The organism is Pseudidiomarina marina (assembly GCF_003987045.1).
GTDB classification, from domain to species: domain Bacteria; phylum Pseudomonadota; class Gammaproteobacteria; order Enterobacterales; family Alteromonadaceae; genus Pseudidiomarina; species Pseudidiomarina marina.
This window is the reverse complement of record NZ_PIPZ01000002.1, coordinates 367,605-388,770: the sequence shown is the minus strand read 5'-3', so window position 1 is coordinate 388,770 and position 21,166 is coordinate 367,605. Positions and strand designations below refer to the sequence as shown.

Annotated in this window: 18 protein-coding genes and 1 tRNA gene; 10 read left to right on the top strand and 9 right to left on the bottom strand. The window is 48.3% G+C overall.

The genetic code is table 11. The annotated features are described in order from the left end of the window. Nucleotides 1-4 precede the first annotated feature (4 nt). Both CWI76_RS11700 and CWI76_RS07485 read left to right on the top strand, forming a co-directional pair. Nucleotides 5-1,384, top strand: a complete 1,380-nt coding sequence (locus CWI76_RS11700) for an RHS repeat domain-containing protein (RefSeq protein WP_157980817.1) — start codon at nt 5-7, stop codon at nt 1,382-1,384. A 13-nt stretch (nt 1,385-1,397) separates the two neighbouring features. Continuing rightward, a complete protein-coding gene (locus CWI76_RS07485; protein WP_126759714.1) occupies nt 1,398-1,616 on the top strand; it encodes a hypothetical protein in 219 nt (72 codons plus the stop codon). A 449-nt stretch (nt 1,617-2,065) separates the two neighbouring features. Here the strand turns inward: CWI76_RS07485 and CWI76_RS07480 are convergent. Beyond that, a tRNA-Arg gene (locus tag CWI76_RS07480) sits at nt 2,066-2,142 on the bottom strand. Between the two features lie 100 nt (nt 2,143-2,242). Then, nucleotides 2,243-3,787, bottom strand: a complete 1,545-nt coding sequence (locus CWI76_RS07475) for a serine hydrolase (protein WP_126759713.1) — start codon at nt 3,785-3,787, stop codon at nt 2,243-2,245. A gap of 139 nt (nt 3,788-3,926) precedes the next feature. Here CWI76_RS07475 and CWI76_RS07470 point away from each other — a divergent pair, with 139 nt between their 5' ends. Continuing rightward, a complete protein-coding gene (locus tag CWI76_RS07470) occupies nt 3,927-5,456 on the top strand; it encodes a leucyl aminopeptidase family protein (protein ID WP_241967984.1) in 1,530 nt (509 codons plus the stop codon). Here the strand turns inward: CWI76_RS07470 and CWI76_RS07465 are convergent. The 3 genes from CWI76_RS07465 to CWI76_RS07455 are packed head-to-tail and all read right to left on the bottom strand — an operon-like array spanning nt 5,453 to nt 7,952. Continuing rightward, nucleotides 5,453-5,560 carry a DUF2474 family protein gene (locus tag CWI76_RS07465; protein ID WP_126759712.1) on the bottom strand — a complete coding sequence of 36 codons (108 nt, stop codon included), beginning with the start codon at nt 5,558-5,560 and terminating at the stop codon, nt 5,453-5,455. The genes CWI76_RS07470 and CWI76_RS07465 overlap by 4 nt on opposite strands. Next, complete coding sequence (gene cydB / locus CWI76_RS07460) at nt 5,553-6,554, bottom strand: cytochrome d ubiquinol oxidase subunit II (RefSeq protein ID WP_126759711.1); 1,002 nt, start codon at nt 6,552-6,554, stop codon at nt 5,553-5,555. Before cydB ends, CWI76_RS07465 begins: the two co-directional genes overlap by 8 nt. Nucleotides 6,555-6,557: 3 nt before the next feature. Further along, entirely contained in the window at nt 6,558-7,952 is a 1,395-nt protein-coding gene (locus CWI76_RS07455) for a cytochrome ubiquinol oxidase subunit I (protein ID WP_126759710.1), read from the bottom strand. A gap of 145 nt (nt 7,953-8,097) precedes the next feature. Between CWI76_RS07455 and CWI76_RS07450 the strand changes: the two genes are divergently transcribed. Next, nucleotides 8,098-8,517 (top strand): YqaA family protein, encoded by a 420-nt coding sequence (locus CWI76_RS07450; protein WP_338068859.1) that lies wholly within the window; start codon nt 8,098-8,100, stop codon nt 8,515-8,517. Here CWI76_RS07450 and CWI76_RS07445 read toward each other — a convergent pair. Continuing rightward, nucleotides 8,497-9,879, bottom strand: a complete 1,383-nt coding sequence (locus CWI76_RS07445; RefSeq protein WP_241967983.1) for an amidohydrolase family protein — start codon at nt 9,877-9,879, stop codon at nt 8,497-8,499. The genes CWI76_RS07450 and CWI76_RS07445 overlap by 21 nt on opposite strands. A 173-nt stretch (nt 9,880-10,052) precedes the next feature. Between CWI76_RS07445 and CWI76_RS07440 the strand changes: the two genes are divergently transcribed. After that, a complete protein-coding gene (locus CWI76_RS07440) occupies nt 10,053-12,128 on the top strand; it encodes a S9 family peptidase (protein ID WP_126759708.1) in 2,076 nt (691 codons plus the stop codon). 97 nt (nt 12,129-12,225) lie between these two features. Next, nucleotides 12,226-12,726, top strand: a complete 501-nt coding sequence (locus tag CWI76_RS07435) for a TIGR00645 family protein (RefSeq protein WP_126759707.1) — start codon at nt 12,226-12,228, stop codon at nt 12,724-12,726. Here the strand turns inward: CWI76_RS07435 and alr are convergent. Both alr and CWI76_RS07425 read right to left on the bottom strand, forming a co-directional pair. Further along, entirely contained in the window at nt 12,723-13,832 is a 1,110-nt protein-coding gene (gene alr / locus CWI76_RS07430) for an alanine racemase (protein WP_241967982.1), read from the bottom strand. The two genes, CWI76_RS07435 and alr, sit on opposite strands and share 4 nt — an antisense overlap. Before the next feature lie 64 nt (nt 13,833-13,896). Next, on the bottom strand, nt 13,897-15,270 hold the full coding sequence (locus CWI76_RS07425) for a Na+/H+ antiporter NhaC family protein (protein WP_126759706.1): 1,374 nt from the start codon (nt 15,268-15,270) through the stop codon (nt 13,897-13,899). 219 nt (nt 15,271-15,489) lie between these two features. Here CWI76_RS07425 and CWI76_RS07420 point away from each other — a divergent pair, with 219 nt between their 5' ends. The 3 genes from CWI76_RS07420 to CWI76_RS07410 are packed head-to-tail and all read left to right on the top strand — an operon-like array spanning nt 15,490 to nt 19,513. Then, nucleotides 15,490-17,595: a TonB-dependent receptor gene (locus CWI76_RS07420; protein WP_126759705.1), complete on the top strand. Its 2,106-nt coding sequence runs from the start codon at nt 15,490-15,492 to the stop codon at nt 17,593-17,595. After that, entirely contained in the window at nt 17,577-18,623 is a 1,047-nt protein-coding gene (locus CWI76_RS07415; RefSeq protein ID WP_126759704.1) for a PepSY-associated TM helix domain-containing protein, read from the top strand. The genes CWI76_RS07420 and CWI76_RS07415 overlap by 19 nt, the downstream gene beginning before the upstream one ends. Before the next feature lie 38 nt (nt 18,624-18,661). After that, the gene (locus CWI76_RS07410; protein ID WP_157980816.1) at nt 18,662-19,513 is read left to right on the top strand and encodes a prephenate dehydratase; all 852 of its coding nucleotides are present in this window, start codon (nt 18,662-18,664) and stop codon (nt 19,511-19,513) included. Here CWI76_RS07410 and dinB read toward each other — a convergent pair. Next, a complete protein-coding gene (gene dinB, locus CWI76_RS07405; RefSeq protein ID WP_126759702.1) occupies nt 19,483-20,565 on the bottom strand; it encodes a DNA polymerase IV in 1,083 nt (360 codons plus the stop codon). The two genes, CWI76_RS07410 and dinB, sit on opposite strands and share 31 nt — an antisense overlap. A 173-nt stretch (nt 20,566-20,738) precedes the next feature. Here dinB and CWI76_RS07400 point away from each other — a divergent pair, with 173 nt between their 5' ends. Continuing rightward, on the top strand, nt 20,739-21,086 hold the full coding sequence (locus CWI76_RS07400; RefSeq protein ID WP_126759922.1) for a c-type cytochrome: 348 nt from the start codon (nt 20,739-20,741) through the stop codon (nt 21,084-21,086). Nucleotides 21,087-21,166 lie beyond the last annotated feature (80 nt).

Genomic DNA, 21,166 nt, shown 5'->3' with positions numbered 1-21,166 from the left:
TTATTTGTCGATTATTTATTGTTTTATCGACACGGCTCATTTCGAGACTGTAACGGGTCAATTACTCGAGTTTGAATACGGAAACGGGTTGTTGTTTAACCAGAGCTTGGACGCAAAGTTTCGTCCTGACCTGCGGTCGATCAGCAATAGTACGGCACTTTTTGAGCATACTTACCACTACGATCTGAATAGCAATTTACTGGCAGTCACAGACATTCTAATGCCTGTCAACACTCTGACGCTCGGCTACGACCGTCTTGATAGATTGACAAGTGCCGATGGTGCATGGGGTAGAGGTTATTTTAGTTATGATGCGCTTGGCAACATCATCAGTAAGACGGTGGGGAACGAGAATATCAATTACCACTACAATAGCTCGAATCGATTGGCTAGTGTGTCAGGTGCAGTTTCGCGAACCTTTAGCTATGACAGCCGTGGCAGTGTGACTTCAAATGGAACGCGTAGTTTTAACTATAATCGGGCTAACCGTTTAATCAGCTCTGATGGTATCACCTATCAATATGATGGTCATGGTCGACGCGTGTCGAAAACCTCGGGTGGAATTAAGACCTACAGCCTGTATAACCAACAAGGGACGTTACTGGCGACCTACAGGAATGGCAATTACATTGAGTATTACCATTTAGGCTCGCAACTAGTAGCGCGCCATAACGATGCGCCACAGCAGGCGGATGGTCTCGGCTACACAGGTCATTTGGAAGACGATGACCTTGCGCTGACGTATATGCAGGCACGATACTATGATCCAGTCATAGGTCGGTTCTACAGTAATGATCCGGTTGATGCTTTAGGGCATATACAGCGTGGTAACAGCATTGCACATGGTTTTAACCGCTATGCTTATGCCAATAATAATCCATATAAATACACTGACCCTGATGGGGAATTTGTTTTCCTAGCAATCGCTGCTGTTGGAGCTGCGATCACCGCTTATGATACTTATCAAACTTATCAGAATGAAGGTGCTGGTGCAGCAGCCAAGTCTCTTGCTGTGGGCGGACTTATAACAGCCGCTACTGGAGGAGTCGGAAAGCTTGCTCATTCAGCCTATAAAGCCTATAAAGGTGCTAAGGTTGCCAGTGGAGCTGAATCTGCTGTTCAAGGTGTCAAACTAGAAAAACAATTAGCGTCTGAATCCCAGTTAACAGAGCTTGCTGAGGGAGGAGGCACCGTAATCAGTCAACCTGCTAAGCAGGCAAATCGTATCGCTGAACAACATGGCGTTGATGCCGTAAATGTACAGAAAGTTAGTTCTTCTGCACATACCGCAAAAGACGGTTCTCAAGTGCAAACCCATGCTTTTAGAGATGCCTCTAGTAATAAAGTTATTGAGCCTAAGTCAATAATTGATGAAAATAATTAGTGAGTGAAGAGTTATGACAAAAATTAAACGTATCTCAACAGAAGATGGCAAAGAAAGTGTTGAAATACACCAGTCAAAAGAAGGAGCATATGTACTTCATAAATATGTTCAGAAGTATGACTTTGAAGAAGAGGTGTATTATGAGGTGCGAGTAACACCAGATCCTGCTGGATTGTTTGGTGACGCAGATTCAGCCACCCAAGAAGCAAAACTATTGCTAGGGTTGGAGTGATGTAAGCCTTTTGTAAATACCCTGTAACTACCCCGTAAAATAATACAGCTCACTCGTAGAATTTCTTTTAAACTAAAATTGATACGGCCTTAGGTTTGCAGACACTTTTCATTTTAAAAACTTGATAAAGGCATATCGTAGCTGTCAAGAAAAAAACAGGATTGTCACTTATCGGTTTGGTCAAGTCATTAGGGACGTTTTCAATTAAACACGGCGCATAGATTTAGAATTGAAACTATCGATTAGCAATCGTTACTGCCGATAATTGGCATTATCGGTAGTTAAACGATCATGAATCCCCTAGCGAAAGGATGTGTCAACATTAGTTGTAATCGCATTCGTGTAGAGAAAGCATTTCGTGAATTTGTTTCAAGGAATCGTTATTTGGCGGTAGAACTTTAGAACTAGAGAAACCTCATTTAAATATTTCCTAAATGAGAGTTTATCAATGGCCCGCCCGAGAGGATTCGAACCTCTGACCTCACCCTCCGGAGGGGTGCGCTCTATCCAGCTGAGCTACGGGCGGCTTGTATTTGCTGAGTGCATACAGGTGATTCACTAAGGAATCGAAATGAGCCGGCATTATAGTGACCGTCGGCGTTGCTGTCCAGCCGGAATAACGCCAACTAAGGTTGGCGTTTTAACTCTAAATTATGAAAATCGAAGCTGAAATCGGTAAATGGCGCAACGGCTTCCATTTTGGCACCGGTGACCTCGTTCGAGCGATTCACTTCGAAATCTATATAGGCATCGGCTTCTAACAATGGTTCGTCCCAGCGCACCACAAAAGTATCGCCGTTGTAGTGCTCTAGCGTTCCTTTGAGCATTGGCGTGTGGGTAAAGTTAATGCGTAACTTCTTGTCTGCCATGCCAATATCTACCGCACCGTACCAAGCATCAACGTAGCTGCCCACGTAACGCGTCAACGGCAACGCTTCGCGCACAACATCAGGTGTTGGCATTTTAAATTCGGCTTTCGAATCCATAAACTCTCGGTATTTTTCACTTTCTTCCGCCACCCAATCACGATCTGGCAGTTCTAATAAATCTTCCAGCGCTTCTTGAGTGATAGCTGTTAACGCACCGAAGGCTTGTTGGTTGCTCATCACGGTAATGGCGAAATTGCGCTCTGGAATGATAGTAGTGAGCGAGAGCATGCCTAAAATGCCACCGCTATGGTAAACGTGCTTCACGCCATGCTCGTTTTTCACGAACCAACCAAGGCCGTAGCCACGGTAATGGGTGCCGTTCTCTGCAGCGCTAGCGCTTACCGACAGTGGCGTCACAACCTGCCACATGGCACGTTGCGAATCCGCACTGAATACTGATGAACCTGAAGAATTAGAACCTTGAGCGACCTGCGCTAGAAGCCATTTTGCGAAGTCATTGGCGTTGCTTGCCATAGCGCCTGCTGCTGCAAAATCTTCCAGATAATCCAGCGGGAAGCGGTGTAAGTCGTCATTCATTTCAATGGTGCCGACGGCGACATTAGAAACGTCTGACGGTATATTCGAATAACCAAGTACGGTGTCAGTCATGCCCAACGGTTCAAGTAGCGTTTCTCGCACATAATCGTTATATGACATGCCACTTGCGCGTGCGATCACTTCACCGGCGGTAACAAACATTAAGTTGTTGTAGGCGAACCGCTCACGCAGCCCAGAAGCAAATGGTACGTGCGCAAGCCCAGCCAGAATGTCGGCGGTGGATTTGTCGGTATTTGGCCAAATCATCAAATCGCCTGCGCCAAGGCCTAAGCCTGAACGATGGCTCAACAAGTCACGAATGGCCAGCTCGGCGGTAATCGTAGGGTCTGACAGGCGAAATTCCGGAATATACTGAATGACTTTATCGTCCCAACGAAGTTTCTTTTGCTCAACGAGTGTGGCAAGCGCCGCTGCCGTAAACGCTTTGGTATGTGAGGCAACGCCAAATAGGGTGTCGGCAGTTACCGGTTCGCCTTTACCAATATCACGTATCCCGAACCCTTCAGCTAACACCACCTCGTTATCTTTCACCGCAACCACGGCAAGCCCAGGAATGTTAAATGCGCTTAACGCCTCTTCGGCGATTGCGCGAATTTCATCGGCAGATTGACCGAACGCTGGCGCGGTTGAAAAGAGCAATGCACCGCACACGAAACTGGCTATAGGTTTGAAAGATAACGTCATGATGGTGTCCTAATTTTTGTTCTATTTGTTGCTTGCCAATCTAACCTCATCGCAGAGTTTAGGCAACTTGCCCGAATAGACTAGTGAACCGAAACGGTTAGGATAAACTACATAACGATATATTTCTTAACGAGGAAGAATGATGAAAGCAATGAAAGTTGTTGCGATACTTGCAGCCTTGATGTTGTCAGTACAGGCGTTTGCTTCGCAGTTTTTAATAGAACATAAGTTCAGCGAAGCGGCGAACAATGATAGCAAGGTGATGGTTGTATTTGCCGCCGAAGATCAGACCGTGGCGCTAGAGTCGTGGTCAAGTGCAACGCAAACCATGGTAACCACAGCGTTAAACGCGAAAGAGTTCGCGGGAAAACATGGTCAAATGGTTGAAGTATTGGCGCCTACAGGTTTAACTGCAGAACGTTTAGTTGTTGTGGGTGTTGGCGCGGCTGAGGCGTTTAATCGTGTGAAAGCTGAACAAGTCGGCGCAAAACTCTTGAGCTCATTACCAAGTGATAGCGCCGTGGTTTTAAACGCTAGCCTTATCAATGACGCTGCGGCTGTTGCTGCCATTGCGCATGGTATGGATTTAAAGAATTACCGTTTTGATCGCTACAAGAGCGATGCAAAAGATCGCGAAACAGTTGCCTATCACTGGCAAGTGGCCGACGATTCAGAGGCACAGCAACATTATGCTGAATTCCAAGCCATTGCTAAGGGTGTTTTCTTATCGCGCGACATTATTAATTTACCTGGTGGTGACGGCTATCCCCAGGCCATTGCAGAAATGGCTTCGAAGGCACTGAAGCCGCTTGGCATTAAAGTGACCGTGTTGAACCCTGAGCAAGTGCGCAAAGCCGGCATGGGTGCGCTATACGGCGTAAGTAAAGGCAGTGAACACAAGGCTTATTTACTGGCGGCGCACTGGGAAGGTAGCAACGATCAGCCGATAGCATTGGTTGGTAAAGGCAATACGTTTGATACTGGTGGGTATAATCTTAAAACGTCATCAAGCTCTATTCTGCGCATGCAGACAGACAAAGCGGGTGGCGGTGCGGTGTTGGGCGCAGTAATGGCATTAGCTGGCCAAAAAGCGCCAGTGAATGTTGTTGCCGTTGTACCGTTGTCGCATAACTTAATTTCAGGCTCAGCGTTGTTGCCAGGTGATGTGGTCACTGCTGGCGATGGCACCAAAGTTGAAGTGGCGAACACTGATGCAGAAGGTCGTCTGATTCTTGCTGATGGCATCTGGTACGCTCGCGACAAATTCAAACCACGCGCCATTGCTGACATTGCAACGCTAACCGGTTCAAAAGTAGGTGCCTTGGGCACAGCTTACTCAGCTGTTTTCACTGAGCACGACGATTTGCTTGCAACAATGAAGCAAGCGGGTGAAGCAACCGACGAGTTGGTGTGGCAACTACCGTTAGGTCCATATCCGGGTATTATTAGCAGCACCTTGGCGGATATTAAAAACGTCGGCTCACCGGGTGCGCAAGCTGGAGCCGTGTTTTTGCAGCATTTTGCAAAAGACACCCCATGGATTCACATCGACATGGCAGGTAATGCTTACAATGCTGGCGCGAGCGGTATTCACCCAGCTGGCGGTAACGGTTACGGCGTTCGCTTACTCACCGAGTGGGTGAAGCTGTACTCAAACCAAGCAAACTAAAGTAACACCGCTCGAATAATCAGGCCGACCAGGGTGATGGTAATCACTCCGGCGGCCCATATACCAACAAACCATAGCCAGCGCTGCCAAGTTGGTTTAGTCATGATAGCCACTATCCTCTTTCACTTTGCCGCGAAATACCCAGTACGTGTAGCCGGTATAGGCGAAGATAATCGGCAACAAAATGACCGCGCCAACTAACAAGAACGCCAAGCTATTGTCCGGCGCTGCAGCTTCCCAGAGCGTGATTTGAAATGGAATTAAATAAGGAAAAATACTTACGGCAAACCCAATAAAAGCAATTAGAAATACGCCAAGCGCCCATAAATAGGGGCGGCCTTCTTGTTGCTTAGTGAGTGAGTTGAGTAATCCGCCGCCAATCACAGCCAAGGCAAATGGTACCACCCACAGCGCTGCTGAACCCGGCCAAGTGAGCCAGCGGTCTGCCACATTTTCAAATGATGACACCAGATAAATACTGACGGCAGCAATGGCGAGAATTAACAAGATGGCGCTGTTACGTCCATAGTTATAGGCTCGCGCTTGCAGCGGGCCGTCGGTTTTCATTACCAACCAAGTTGCGCCCAACAAGGCGTATCCCACACAAACGGCAATACCGGCAAAGATAGTGAACGGGCTGAGCCAGTCAAACCAGCCGCCCGCATAGGCGCGGTCGGTTACTTTAATGCCTTGCAACATGGCACCAAGCATGATGCCTTGGCTTAACGCCGCCACCATAGAGCCGAGCATGAAGGCGCGGTCCCACCAATGTTTGTTGGCTTTACTCTTAAAGCGGAACTCAAATGCTACGCCGCGGAAAATCAGCCCCAATAACATCGCAATCACGGGCATGTAGAGCGCGGGCATTAATACCGAGTAGGCTAAGGGGAAAACGGCAAGTAAGCCGCCACCGCCAAGTACTAACCAGGTTTCATTGCCATCCCATACAGGAGCAACGCTGTTCACCATACGGTCACGATATTTTTCTTCAGGCACCCAGGGGAATAAAATCCCCATGCCTAAATCGAAGCCATCGAGTGCGACATACGCGAACACAGCAATGGCAATAAGAGCTGCCCAAATGAGTGCATAATCCATGGCTTAGTCCTCCTCGTGATAGAGACGTTCAGCGGCCATCGGCACGCGCGCGTAATCAGGGATGTGAGTGTGTTCAGGACTGCCCGCCATTTTCCGTAAAATGTAAACGGTACCTGCGCCAAACACTAAGAAGTACACCACAATAAAGGCCACTAAGCTGGCGCCAACACCTACCGCGTCAATCGGGGATACCGCATCATTGGTGCGCAACAAGCCTTGAATGACCCACGGTTGACGACCGACTTCGGTAACAACCCAGCCAGCGATAACCGCGACGAAACCAAGTGGTCCCATGAGAACTGCGGCACGATGAATCGGGCGCGATTCATAGAGTTGTTTGCGCAAACGCAAATATCCTGACCATAAGCCAATAAGCACCATCAGCACGCCAATGCCAACCATGATTCGAAACGACCAAAATACAATTGGAACTGGAGGCCATTCGTCGCGTGGAAAAGCGTCTAAACCAGTCACCGTGGCATCAATGTCGTGCTTCAATATCAAGCTGGCGAGACCGGGGATCTTAATCGCGTAATCCACTTCTGCGGTTTCTTCGTTTGGCCAGCCAAATAAATACAGTGGTGCTCGGGCTTCCGATTTGAAGTGCCCTTCCATGGCAGCGACTTTGGCCGGTTGATGCTCTTGGGTGTTCAATCCGTGCAAGTCGCCAACGAATACTTGCAGTGGTGCGACAATTAACGCCATCCACATTGCCATCGAGAACATTTTACGCGCCGCTTGTGAGCTCTTGTCTTTCAACAAATGCCAAGCGCCGACAGCGCCCACCACAAACGCAGTGGTCAAGTAAGCAGCTAATAACATGTGCGCGAGTCGATACGGAAACGACGGATTAAATATCGCTTCAAGCCAGCTCGTTACAACGTATTGACCTTGTTCATTCATGGTGAAGCCGGCAGGCGTTTGCATCCAGCTATTCACGGATAAAATCCAGAACGCACTGATAGCGGTTCCTACCGCCACCATTAAAGTTGCAAAGTAGTGTAAGCGCTCACCAACTTTGTTCATACCGAACAACATGACGCCCAAGAAACCGGCTTCTAGGAAGAAAGCGGTCAGAACCTCGTAGCCCATCAATGGACCGATGACGGGACCGGCTTTATCGGAAAACACCGACCAGTTGGTGCCAAATTGGTAACTCATGACGATGCCTGAAACCACGCCCATGCCGAACGCGACAGCAAAGATTTTCAGCCAGTAACGATAAAGCTTTTGGTACACTGGGTTACGAGTTTTTAGAAATAAGCCTTCGAGTACCGCCAGATAACTGGCTAAACCAATGGTGAAGGCAGGGAAGATAATATGAAAGGCAATGGTGAATGCGAATTGAAACCGGGCGAGCAACACCGCATCTGCCTGTGAGAACCAACTTTCGAACATCGTTCACCTCATGGGTAGTATGTACCTTAGTCAAAATAAGTATAGGTGTTATTTTAGCTCGTTACGAACGATAACCTGCTGCAGAGCAAGATAATAACTAATCATGCCCATACAAAATGTATGGCATAAAACCTGAGAATTCATCATGTACGTCACACTTTTTATAGCCGCATTGTTATCAGCCACGCTGTTACCCGGCTCATCAGAAGTTTTGCTGGTGACACTGCAAACGCAAGGTTATGCCGTTGGGTGGTTGTGGTTGGTGGCAACACTTGGGAATACATTGGGTTCATGTGTGAACTATGGGCTTGGGCGCTATGCGTTGCACTGGCAGCATCAACGTTGGTTTCCGGTATCACCGAAGCAGTTAGAGAAAGGTCAACAGTGGTTTGGGCAATACGGGAAGTGGAGCCTGCTACTAGCTTGGTTGCCCGTGGTGGGTGACCCTATCACTTTGTTTGCGGGCATTATGCGGCTTCACTTTGGCGTGTTTTTTATGCTTACCGCCATCGGTAAAGCCGCACGTTATGCGGTTATTCTTGGTTTACTGCTCAGTCTCGGTTAATTCGGCGTAAGCTTTTGCAATGTCGGCTAAACGCGCATCGATGGTCTCTCGATCTAGCCATTGCCCCGCCACCATTACTCCAGCATGCTCAGCAAGAGTTTCCGGCGTGATCAGTGGGTTCTCGTTAAGCAAGATAAAATCGGCACGCTGGCCCTCAGCAATAGCACCGAATTTGTCTTTGTTGGCAAAATATTCACCGGCAGCAACCGTTGCACTATGCAGAATGCCTGCCGTAGGAATGCCAGCGTCACGCAACATGCGAATTTCATGCATGGCCGAAAAGCCCGGAACACTAAATAATTGGGGTGCATCGGTGCCAAAAATCATGGTTACACCACCGTCATACAGGGCTTTGATTAGGCGTTGACGATTTTGCTGCTGCACCATGGCGTTGTCTTCATTGAAGTAGCCAAGCGTCGGCTCAGTGAGATAACCAAACCAGCCATCACGAACTTGTTGTGGCACATAGTTAATCTCAGGATAAGCACGTAAGGCTTCTTTGTCCGCAGCGCCGATAATGGTTGCCCATAGTGCTTGAGTTGGCACCACTGCAACGTTATGGCGCAAGGAAAGTGCAACCAAATACTCAAGCTCATATTTTGACGCCGCTCGATTGGTTGCATCAATGGCTTCAAGGTAACCGTCAAGGTGGTCAATTGTGCGTTGACCAGCCTTTAAGGCTTCTTCTAAACCAACATCAGTCGGCACATGGCCACCGAAATCCATCTTCGCATCGCGCGCCGTTTTCGCCATCGCTTGGTATTCAGCCAGTGTTAACCCCGGGTGAACTTTGAGTAAATCCCAGCCTTCGTCACGTTGATCAATGACGCGCTGCGTTGCCTGCTCTGGCGATTCAATGCTATTGCCATTGAAGCTTGGGCCCGCTAAATAAAGCGTTGGGCCAATACGCTTACCGTCGGCGATATCTTGTTTTAATTGCAGTTGATGCGGGTAACCGAGCATACCGCGCACGGTTGTCACACCGTTGGCGACATACATAAACAATACATCATCGAGGTAACGGTCAGGATATTGTCCGAAGCCACTCGCTGGCGGAACGTGCCCATGCATTTCCGCTAAGCCGGCAAGTATATACTTCCCTGTACCATCAATGTGTTGGTAATTTTCAGGAACGGACAAACTAGCTGTATCACCCACCGCCGTAATACGGTCCCCCTCAACTAGAACCGTTTGATTGCTGCGAATCGAACCATCCGTGCGGGTTAACTCAACAACGCTCACCCCATGAAAAGCATAACCACTTGGCTCAACTGCTTGCGGATTCGCTTCGGATTGAGGTTGGCAAGCACTGACTCCAACCACCAAGAAAAGCATGAAAACAAGAACAATGTAACGTTGCATACAGGGTTACCTTTTCTTAAGAAACTAAAATGTATTGTAGTCAAAACACTTCAATGAACAGGCGTTATTTATCGCATGAACATACAAGCTAATCGGATTTCTACTCGCAACCGCTGCAAAATGCTTTAGTCTGAATCCAATAACTTCACTAGAACAACGAAAAAGGATCATCCATGCGACAATTTATCATTCCAGTGGTGCTGGGTTTGTCAGCACTAACGACACAGCTAATGGTTGCGCCAGCAACTGCGCAAGAAGCGCCTAAAACACTTCAGGCAGAAGATATTTTTGCATTGGAGTGGGCCAATGACGTGCAAATTTCACCAAACGGACGTTATGTGGTGTACGTGCGTCATGGTTTCGACATCATGAAAGATAACACCAAGCGTGCCTTATGGTTGGTGGATACCGAAACGGGGTCACATACGCCGCTATTTGATGACCAGCATTCGTACGGTAATCCGAGCTGGTCGCCGGATGGCTCAAAATTAGCGTTTAGTTCCAACCGCGATGGTCGTAACCAAATTCATGTGTATCACGTTGCCACCAAAACTTCGAGTGCGATTACTGAAGTAACCGAAAGTCCACGACAGTTTTCGTGGTCACCAAATGGTAAGCACTTGGCATTTTTAATGAATGTAGCGGCTGAAAAAACTGAGTATGCGAAAGCGGTGAAAAAGCCAAAGGCGCCAAAAGGTGCGAAGTGGGCGAAGCCGCCAGTCATTGTAGAGCGCACGTATTATCAACGTGACGGTGCGGGCGTACTTCCAGATACGTACAGCCAAATTTTCGTGGTGCCTAGTGACGGCGGTTCTGCGCGTCAACTAACCAGTGGTGCTTATAGCCACAACGGGCCGTTAGCCTGGGTCGATAACGGGAAGGCGCTCGTATTCAGCGCTAATCGGAACGACGACTGGGAATACCAAGTCAATGAATCTGATTTGTGGAAAGTGGCCGTGCAAGATGGTGCGTTGACCCAAGTCACCGATATGCCAGGGCGTGAATGGTCACCGGTAACCTCACCAAATGGCGAGCAACTAGCATTTTTACATCGCGGTAACGAAGCTATTCCATACCACAATACCAAGCTACGGATTATGGATCTTGACGACAACGAGCAACGCGAACTGCTCAGTGATTTCGACCGCTCAATTGATAGCCCGCTGTGGATCAGTAATGACCGCTTAGCTATTCAATATGCGGACCGCGGTCGCTACAAGCTCGCTGAAATTCGCATTAATGGTAACAAGAATGAGTGGGTGGATGACGTCGGTGGTGTCTCGGTAAGTCGTCCGTACATGAGCGGTATGTTTTCAGTTGCCGCCGATGGTGACAAAGTTGCCTACACACGTGGCTCAAGCTATCGCCCAGCAGATGTTGCAGTGTTTAAAATTCCACGTCGCGGTAGCGCAAAACCACAAAGCTTTACGGCGTTGAACGATGATGTTTTAGACCATCGTAAGTTGGGTAAAGTGCATGAGTTCACCTACAATTCAAGTTACGACGACACAGAAATTCACGGCTGGTATATTACACCGCCAGATTACGATCCAAACAAAAAGTATCCGTTATTGTTAGAAATTCATGGTGGCCCTCATTTAGCCTATAGCCCTATGTTCGCTGCTGAACAGCAACGCTATGCTGCTGAAGGTTACATTGTCTTCTACAACAACTATCGCGGAAGTACTTCATACGGTGCAGAACATGCACTGAAACTGGATGGTTTCTACTCGTCAGAGCGAGATCACGCAGACCATATGTCGGGCATAGATGCGCTGATTGATAAGGGCATGGTTGATCCGAATAACCTGTTTATTGCGGGTGGTTCAGCGGGCGGTATCGCAACGGCCTATGCCGTTGGTCTCACGGATCGCTTTAATGCTGCGGCAGCGACGAACCCAGTGATTAACTGGATTAGTAAAACACTGACAGCGGATAGCTATTTGGGTCAAATCACCAACCAGTTTCCGGCAATGCCGTGGGAAGACTACGACCATTATTGGAAGCGTTCGCCGTTATCGATGGTGGGTAAAGTAAATACGCCAGTCATGCTGTTCAGTGGCGAAAATGATCGCCGTGTACCGATGTCTGAAATAGAGCAGTTCTACCAAGCATTGCAGTTACGCAAAGTAGATACCGCGATGGTACGTGTTCCGGATGCATCGCACGGGGTAACCGCGCGTCCATCAAATATGATTGCGAAAATTGAACACACGCTGGCGTGGTTCAAGCTTTATCACAAGAAGTAACGTTTAAAAAGTAGCATGTGAACAAAATGGTTGCGGCATTGTATTTTTTGATATGATGTCGCAACTTTTTTTGATTAGTTAAGTGACGGGGCAGAACATGGAACGATTCATTGAAAACCTGATGTACAATTTGCGTTGGTTATTGGCGCCTATTTATCTGGGTTTAAGTCTCGCAGTGTTACTTCTTGGTGTGAAGTTCTTCCAAGAACTTGTGCATGTATTTCCCAACATTCTTGAAATCAAAGAAGTCGATCTCATCCTTCTGACTCTAACGCTTATTGATATCGCATTGGTCGGTGGCTTACTGGTGATGGTGATGTTAAGTGGTTACGAAAACTTTGTCTCCACGCTTAATATCAATAACGACACGGAAAAGTTGGCCTGGTTAGGTAAAATCGATTCAGGCGGTTTGAAGAACAAAGTGGCGGCTTCAATCGTTGCGATTTCTTCCATTCACTTACTCAAAATTTTCATGAATGCACAAAATATCGATCACGAAACCATCAAGTGGTACGTGATTATTCACTTAACTTTTGTGGGTTCGGCGTTTGCAATGGGTTACTTAGACAAAGTAACTCGTAAACAAGGTGACTTTTAACGAGTTACCCGCGGCACGCGCGCTGAAACATTAGTGAGTAAATCGTAGCTGATGGTACCGGCGTGCTGTGCTACCCGCGCCACGCTTAAGTTAGGCCCCCACAACTCGGCTTCATCGCCTACGGTGATTTCTGCAAAGTCCGTCACGTCGACGGTAATCATATCCATGGAAACTGTGCCGGCGAGCGGTACTTCATGGTCACGTATTACTACCGGTGTACCGTTTTTCGCGTGGCGTGGATAGCCATCGGCATAACCAATTGCAATGGTTGCGATGCGACTTGGACGTTCGGCTTTCCAGGTACTTCCGTACCCAACAGATTCACCTTTAGCAACATCACGTATCGCAATGACGGGTGCAATGAGGCGCATGACCGGTTTTAATGGCTGCGGCAATGGCATTGCCTTTTCCACTGGATTATCGCCGTATAGCAAAATGCCGGTGCGTATCCAATGACCGTTATGTTGCGACATATCAATGGCTGAACTCACAAGAGCAGCCGAAGTGGCAAGACTCATGTCGAGTTGAGATTCGGTTTGCGCGCAGACATCTTCGAACAACTCTAACTGTTTGTTGTTTAATGGGTGAACATGTTTCTCGGCATTGGCAAAATGTGACATTAAGGTGACACTACCTACTTGCGGCGAGGCTTTTAATTCATCATGAACACGTTGTACCTCATTCGGCGCCCAACCGAGTCGGTGCATGCCGGTATCAACCTTGAGCCAAACCGCCAACGGACGCACTAAGCGAGCCATTAAAATAGCGTCAAGTTGCTGTTGTTGATGAACCACAGGTTGAAAGTTGTGATGTGCGCAAACAGGCAATTCAGCATCACTAAAACAGCCCTCAAGTAGAACAATGGGCTGTTGGAATCCAGCGTTACGAATGGTAATAGCTTCATCAATAAAGGCGACCGCAAAAGCATCCACATGCTCACTAATCGCCTCAGCAACAGTCAGAACACCATGACCATAACCGTCGGCTTTAATCACACCGAGTAAGCGGGCATCGCCAGCAAGCTGACGTGCAATTCGTGCATTATGATGCAAGGCATCGCGATCGATCTCGGCGCGGGTAGGGCGAAAGTGCACACCATTAGCCATGGAGAGCGCCTAATATTGTCGCGTTGAGTTCAATCACGCAGTGATACAACATACAACCGTTTCCTTAAATCATCATAAAACTAGCAATAACGTACAAAATAAGTGTCGCCGCACCTGCAGTTAGCGCATATGGTAATTGCGTGCGTACGTGCTCGAGCAAGTCACACCCAGACGCCAGAGCCGATACTGCCGTGGTGTCTGAAATCGGCGAGCAGTGGTCACCAAAAACGCCACCGCCTAGCACCGCCGCCAACAGTAGCGGCGCTGGTAAATCAAGCGCAATAATCATGGGCGCGGCAATAGGGATCAAAATTGCAAACGTTCCCCACGAGGTGCCGGTCGTAAACGATATTAATGCACCAGTTAAAAACAGCATCGGGGCTATTAGGTATAGCGGCAGGAAATCACCGACTAAGTTTGCCAAAAAGATACCGGTACCTAACTCACGCAGGCTGCTACCAAGTGCCAATGAGAGCAGGACGATACTCACCAGAGGTAATAATTCGCTCATGCCCTTAAAGCCGATATCCACCAGCTGTTGGTGACTATTACGTCGGCTCATCAGCAACATGATATAGGCTACCACGCACGCCAAGGCGGTTGCATAGAGCACAGATTTTGAGCCATCACCTTGGGTAATATCACCGTCACCGGTGCCAAACATAAAGGCAACCATGCCAAATACCATCACCGCCAGCGGCACCAACATATAGCGCGCTTTGCTGTTGCTTGGCACATGTTCTGGAATGTCTTGGTGCGGTTGCGGCTGCTGCTCAACGGCGCGCATCGGCCCGTATACTTTGCCTGAAAACGCCGTATAAAACACGATGCTCAGTGTAACGAGTGCGTAAAAATTATATGGGATGGTGGCCCAAAGCGTACTGACTGAGGAGCCGGGCAACCCCTGTTGCTCAATCATGCCAAGCACATAAGCCCCCCAACCGTTAAGTAAAATCAAGATGCATACGGGGGCACTAGTGCTATCAATAAGGTAAGCCAAACGTGCGCGGCTCATGCCGAGTTTTTCAAACAATCCGCGTGATAAAATGCCTGCCGTAAGCACACTCAAATTCGATTCAATAAATACAAACACACCGGTAAACACTGTCATCAGGCTGGCGCTACGCTTGGTTTTCCCTAAACCGCGCGCAAGCAGCGCCTCGACGGTTGCAGCAACGCCGCCGGATTCTCGGATATACGCGAGTAATGCGCCGACCATTAGGCTAAATACTAAAATGCGCGTGTTACTGGCGGAGCCAAATACGGCCACAATACGCTCAATAGTGGCAGTAAAGGTGAGTAAAACTGATTCACCTGCTTGCACAGTCAGCAATAATTCAGACGTCATAATGGCGAGTAGTAGTGCGACAATGACTTCTTTTCGCCAAAATACCACCAAAATGGCGACAAGTGGTGGTAAAACAGACATCCAACTCATAAGAATGGCCTTTTGTTGTTATTGTTCGGCTTTAGTGACAAATGCTGTGACAGCTTGCCTTGCATTACGATGCAATAGTGCCAAGGCTTCATGATTTATGCAATTTCTACCCACGAATTATGACATTGAGCAATAAAACCTCCTAGTGCTATTGCAATTCAAATGCGAATCGTTATCATTAGCACAATCATTTAGGTCGCTCTATTTTTGGGGGAAGTCATGCGCCTTAACGCTCTATCAATCGCTGTAGCTGCAGCATTAATCACCACACCACAGGTTGTCTTCGCACAAGACACTTCGGCAACCGTGAATGAAATCATTCAAGTTTCTGCTACCCGTACCTCGCAACCAGCCAGTAGCATCGCTGCAACGGTTTCGGTGATTGACGGTGATGAAATTCGCGAACAACTAGCTGTTGCCGACTCGTTGTCCGATGTACTTGGTAATTTAGTTCCTGCATTTTCACCATCGCGCCAAAAACTCACCAGTGCAGGTGAGACCTTGCGTGGTCGCGAGCCACTTTATCTAATTGATGGTGTACCGCAGTCAAACCCATTGCGTAATGGCTCGCGAGCAAGCTATACCATTGATCCACTGATGATTGAGCGCGTCGAAATTATTCACGGTGCCAGTGCCATCCAAGGTATGGGAGCAAGCGGCGGTATCATTAATATCGTGACCAAATCGGCAACTGACGGTTCAGAACAAGAAATTGTGGCCGGTTTAACAACTTCGCCGGAAGAGTTTAGCGACGGCTTGAGTTATCGGGCTGGCTATTTAACGCGTCATGTCTCGGGTGATTGGCAAGTTGTTGCTGGCGCACAGTTGCGCAGCACCGGCATGTACGTTGACGGCAACGGCGACTTCATTGGCACCGATGTCACCCAAGGTGATACTCAAGATTCAGAAAGCTTCGATGTATTCACCAAAGTTGGTTACAACATCGACGACCAACAGCACGTTGAATTGATGGTGAACCACTTCAATTTGCAAGGTAACGGCGATTTTTCGCCAGTTGATGGCAACCGTGCTGAGGGTATCGCCGCTATTTCTGTGAAACAGCCAAGTGAAGGTGATCCAGCTGAAAACAAAGTTACCACTGCCACGTTAACCTACAAGAATAAGTCGGTATTAGGCGCTGATTTGAACTGGCAAGTGTTCTTGCAAGATTTCTCAGCACTATACGGTGGCGGTCGCTACGCCACATTCCAAGATCCGGCTTACGGCGATGATATCTTCGATCAATCACGTAACGATTCGAACAAGTTCGGTTCGCGCCTAACAATGAACTGGCCTGCATTATCGGACTTGCCCGTTGACTTGAGCGCGGGCGTGGATTATTTGCGTGACACCACCTTCCAAGAGCTCGCGCAAACCAACCGTAAGTGGGTTCCAGAAACAACTTTCGATAATTGGGCACCGTTTGCACAATTACGCTATCAACAGGACGGCCTGACCGTCAGCGGTGGTTTGCGTTACGAATACGGCAAGCTCAATGTCGACGATTTCACCACGCTGTACGCTTATAACAGCACGTTTGTTGAAGGTGGTGAGCCATCATTCAACGAATTACTTCCAAACCTAGGCGTGGTTTATGCGTTTACTGACTCAGTACGTGCGTTTGCGAGTTACTCAGAAGGCTTCAGCATGCCAGACGTTGGTCGCGTGCTACGCGGTATTAATACCCCTGATTTAAGCGTAGATAGCTTTTTAGATCTGCAACCGGTGATCGCCGATAATCGTGAAGTGGGTGTTGAATATCGTGGGCAAGCGATTCGCGCAAGCCTCAGCTATTTCACCTCGGAATCCGACTTAGGCGCACGTTTACAACCAAACGAAGACGGCATTTTCTCGGTTGCGCGAGAGCGCACTGAAATTGATGGTATCGAATTCTCAGCAAGCTATGCACTGTCGAATTCCACCAGCTTTGATTTGAACTATGCCGATACGGACGGTGAGTATGATAGCGACGCTGATAACGTAGTCGACACGCAATTAGGTGGCCGTAACATTGCGCCACGTCGTATGAATGTAAGCTGGCAGCAGCAATGGACCGACATGGTGAATACGCGTCTGCAACTGAACCATTTATTCGACCGCGATATCTACACCGGTGAGCAAGCCATTAATAACTTCGAAGGCTATCAAACCGTTGATTTGCAGATGAACTACGATTCACCAGATTACGGTTTGTTCACGGTGGGTATCGAGAATCTGTTGGATGAGTATTACCTGACCTATTATGCGCAAACCGCGGGTGCAGATCGCACTAACTTTGCTGGTCGTGGCCGCACAGTGAGCATCAATTGGTTCTATCAATTCTAACCAAGCTGCATCGCTGGCTGGGCTTATTCTTTGGTATATGGCTCGTGCTCGTCGCTTTGACGGGCACGTTGCTGTTGTACAAAGTCGAATTGTTGCAGTGGCGCTATCCGCAATTGCAGCTCGAGCAGCTACCGACCGAACAAACCGCCGCCGGTGTTTTTGATCGTTACAACGAAGGCTACGCGTACATGCCGCGTGAGGCGAATCCGTGGCTTGAAATTGTGATGCCATCGGGTGCTCGTCATTACTATAATGCGAACGGCGAACAGATACTCGAACGCCCGTACTTAAGTGACCTCGTGGGTTTTATGGTGGAGTTTCATCACCACTTGTTACTCAAAGATTTGGGTAAAGATCTACTTGGTTATATGGGGATAGCTGGGTTAATTCTTCTTACTACCGGCATCATTCGCTGGTGGCCGCGTCATTGGTCTCGGCGGTTACTTGCAATTCGCTGGGTCTGGCCATGGCACCGCAGTTTCGCTGCTACCTTATTTCAGTTACATAAAGTGATTGGTAGCGTTCTATTTGTACCGGTACTCATTGGAATGCTCACGGGTACCGCGATCATGTATGCCGCGGCAGTGAGTGCTGGTTTAACGGCACTAGCGCCCGAGCAACAGCCACAACCGATCACCGCAGAGGAGTGGCAGCAAGTGGCACCGGCACATAATTGGCAGGAGCGTTTCGAGCGCGCGCATCAATTATTGCCAGACCATCAGCCGCAGCTTGTTTCGTTGTCGAACCTGAGTTTGCGTATGACGTTTCCAGGTGAATGGCATCCGAACGGTCGCAGTCATGTGCAATTTGATGCAGGTACTGGCGCGGTCACCAGCGTTTATGATTTACGTTACGACAGCAAAGGCTACCAAGTTAGCCAGATGATTTTCCCAGTACATGTCGCAGCCGTTGGTGGTCTAGCGTGGTTTATTGTGGTGCTTTTAGGTGGTTTAGCTTTAATTATTCTGCCAGTTAGCGGTATATATTTTTGGTGCTGGCGTCAGTACAAAAAACGCTGTAGGTTGTAGAAATTCCTGCAACCTATTTAAGTCGTGAGAAGTTCGCTGTGACCACTAAAATTGCCACGCTTGGCCCCGCCGGCACATTTTCAGAGCTTGCCGCTCGTGATTTTGCCAAACGCTACAGCAGTAGCGACATTGTTTTCTTTCCGACACTTCGACGCACCATTGACGCCCTAGAGCAGGGTGCTGATATTGTCGTGGTGCCAATTGAAAACATTGTTGAAGGCATTGTCTCACCGGTCGTTGATAGCTTTGTTCGCAAGCCATTACAGATTATTGCTGAAGTCGCAATTCCGGTGCGTTTCTCAGTGGTCATGAATCACTCTCAGCCACAGCGATTATTCGCACAGTTTGTCGCACAAGGTCAGTGCAGCGAATGGCTAACGCAGCATGCGCCCGATATTGTGACAACCGCGAGCAATACTGAAGCGCTCGCATTATTGTTGGCAAACAATGAACCGGCAGCGGCGTTAATTCCAGAGCATTTACTTGATTCGGGAAATATCGCGTCACAATCCTTTGCCAAGGTTGTGCATGACGTGACTGATTTTGCCCACAACGTTACTCGCTTTGTCGCGTTGCAAGCGGCGCAACCGCTGGCGTTACCGAATCATGCCAGTGTTTATAAATCTGCGGTGGTCATTGTGGATGATGCCGATCATCCAGGGCTACTTTTGGAACACCTACAAGCGTTTGCGGTGCACCAGGTTAACTTGCTGTCGTTGGTCTCGCGTCCCACTGGACAAAAGTTTGGTCAATATCATTTCTTTATTGAGTTTGAAGGGCATTTACAGCATAGCCGAGTACAAGCGGCACTTAGCGCAATTAAGTTACGTAACCAGGTGATTGAACTCGGTAGCTACACCTACTCAAGCTCCAGCTCAAGCTGCAGCTGATCGTCAGGGTCGGGCAACGCGACGCTGATGCCAACTAAGCGCACACCTCGATGATTACGACGTTCCCAGGCTTCGCGCACTAAATGATAAAACAAACTCGGCGATGCGGTTTGTGCGGTGCGCGACACGGTGGTTTGTTGGAAATCGCTAAACTTTAATTTCACCGTTTGATTTTTAATGTGTGTCTGTTGCCAACGTGATACGCGCAATCGTTTCAACAACTGTGGTAGTAAAACCTCATCAACAAATTGCTCAACTTGGCGTAGTTGATGAAAATCGCTGGGAAGTGTTTCTTCGACACCGACGCTTTTACGAATGCGCTCGGTCACCACTTGTCGAGGGTCAATACCTTGGCAGCGTTGATATAACAACCAACCTGCTTTCTCGCCAAGTAATTCTTGTAACCGCTCAATGCTCGCTTGCTGAATATCGCGCCCGAGGAAAAATCCGGCATAATTCAAACGCTCTAAACTTTTGGGGCCAACGCCAGGAATACGCTTAAGCTGTAACTTAGCTAAATAACCAAGTACCTGTTCAGGCGACACAACAAATTGACCGTCGGGCTTATTTTCTTCGCTGGCGATTTTTGCCACCATTTTTTGGTTTGAGATACCCGCGGAAGCAGTGAGCCCCATTCCTCTTAGCGTGTGCCGGATACTCTCCATGGTGATACTGGCGCTGCCCTGATAGCGCGTGTTGTCGGTCAAATCGAGATAGAATTCGTCTATTGATGCCGGCTCGACGATTGGCGTTGCCTCAGCGAGTACCTGAAATACTTGTTTTGATAATTCTCGGTAATAACCGTGATCGGGTGTCACGAAATGGAGTTCTGGACACAATCGCCGCGCATGCGCACCACTCATTGCGCTGCGAACACCATACTGTCTTGCTAAATAATTAGCTGTAGCCACAACCCCGCGCTCACCACCACCGCCTACGGCGAACGGCCGGCTCTTTAAGCTTGGGTCGCGCAGAACCTCGGCGCTAGCAAAGAAAGCATCGAGATCTAAAAGAGCAATTTTACGCGTATTACTTTGTGTGTTATCTGACATAGCACGGAAGTGTTTAACCTTGGACGGAATCTGGCTATAATCGCAACAACGAACCGAGCTAGCAAGCTCATCAGCTTATACAGGAGTCCACTGTGAACGTACTGAAAGTCGTAAAATCAAGCCGTATTTGGGTTGCTGCACTGGCATTAACCGTTGGTAGCGCAAGCGCTGCTATGTTGCCACAACAAAGCAACGATGACATTAAAGAGCGTATTGCTCCAGTTGCAAAAGTGCGTGTTGCTGGCGCAAATGGCTCAGCTAGTGGTGGTGGCGCAGAAAGCGCACGCTCAGGTGAAGATGTCTACAACAAATTTTGTGCAGCATGTCACACTTCTGGTGTATTGAATGCACCTAAAATTAATGACGCTGCCGATTGGGAAGAACGTTTAGCTCAGGGCATGGATACCGTATTGAAGCATGCGGTTGAAGGCTATAACGCAATGCCTCCAAAAGGTACTTGTAACGATTGTAGCGATGACGAAATTCAAGCCGCAATTGATTATATGACCGCGGAAATTTAAAGAAAAACTTCTTAAATTCACAATAGTTATAATGAAAAAAACCGCTTCGGCGGTTTTTTTGTGTCTGTAATTTAACCAAA

What these genes read in the sequence shown, in the direction of transcription:
- CWI76_RS07485 (WP_126759714.1), top strand. Translation starts at nt 1,398, where the DNA reads ATGACAAAAATTAAACGTATCTCAACAGAAGATGGCAAAGAAAGTGTT.
- CWI76_RS07475 (WP_126759713.1), bottom strand. Translation starts at nt 3,787, where the DNA reads ATGACGTTATCTTTCAAACCTATAGCCAGTTTCGTGTGCGGTGCATTG.
- CWI76_RS07470 (WP_241967984.1), top strand. Translation starts at nt 3,927, where the DNA reads ATGATGAAAGCAATGAAAGTTGTTGCGATACTTGCAGCCTTGATGTTG.
- CWI76_RS07465 (WP_126759712.1), bottom strand. Translation starts at nt 5,560, where the DNA reads ATGACTAAACCAACTTGGCAGCGCTGGCTATGGTTTGTTGGTATATGG.
- cydB (WP_126759711.1), bottom strand. Translation starts at nt 6,554, where the DNA reads ATGGATTATGCACTCATTTGGGCAGCTCTTATTGCCATTGCTGTGTTC.
- CWI76_RS07455 (WP_126759710.1), bottom strand. Translation starts at nt 7,952, where the DNA reads ATGTTCGAAAGTTGGTTCTCACAGGCAGATGCGGTGTTGCTCGCCCGG.
- CWI76_RS07450 (WP_338068859.1), top strand. Translation starts at nt 8,098, where the DNA reads ATGTACGTCACACTTTTTATAGCCGCATTGTTATCAGCCACGCTGTTA.
- CWI76_RS07445 (WP_241967983.1), bottom strand. Translation starts at nt 9,879, where the DNA reads ATGCAACGTTACATTGTTCTTGTTTTCATGCTTTTCTTGGTGGTTGGA.
- CWI76_RS07440 (WP_126759708.1), top strand. Translation starts at nt 10,053, where the DNA reads ATGCGACAATTTATCATTCCAGTGGTGCTGGGTTTGTCAGCACTAACG.
- CWI76_RS07435 (WP_126759707.1), top strand. Translation starts at nt 12,226, where the DNA reads ATGGAACGATTCATTGAAAACCTGATGTACAATTTGCGTTGGTTATTG.
- alr (WP_241967982.1), bottom strand. Translation starts at nt 13,832, where the DNA reads ATGGCTAATGGTGTGCACTTTCGCCCTACCCGCGCCGAGATCGATCGC.
- CWI76_RS07425 (WP_126759706.1), bottom strand. Translation starts at nt 15,270, where the DNA reads ATGAGTTGGATGTCTGTTTTACCACCACTTGTCGCCATTTTGGTGGTA.
- CWI76_RS07420 (WP_126759705.1), top strand. Translation starts at nt 15,490, where the DNA reads ATGCGCCTTAACGCTCTATCAATCGCTGTAGCTGCAGCATTAATCACC.
- dinB (WP_126759702.1), bottom strand. Translation starts at nt 20,565, where the DNA reads ATGTCAGATAACACACAAAGTAATACGCGTAAAATTGCTCTTTTAGAT.
- CWI76_RS07400 (WP_126759922.1), top strand. Translation starts at nt 20,739, where the DNA reads ATGTTGCCACAACAAAGCAACGATGACATTAAAGAGCGTATTGCTCCA.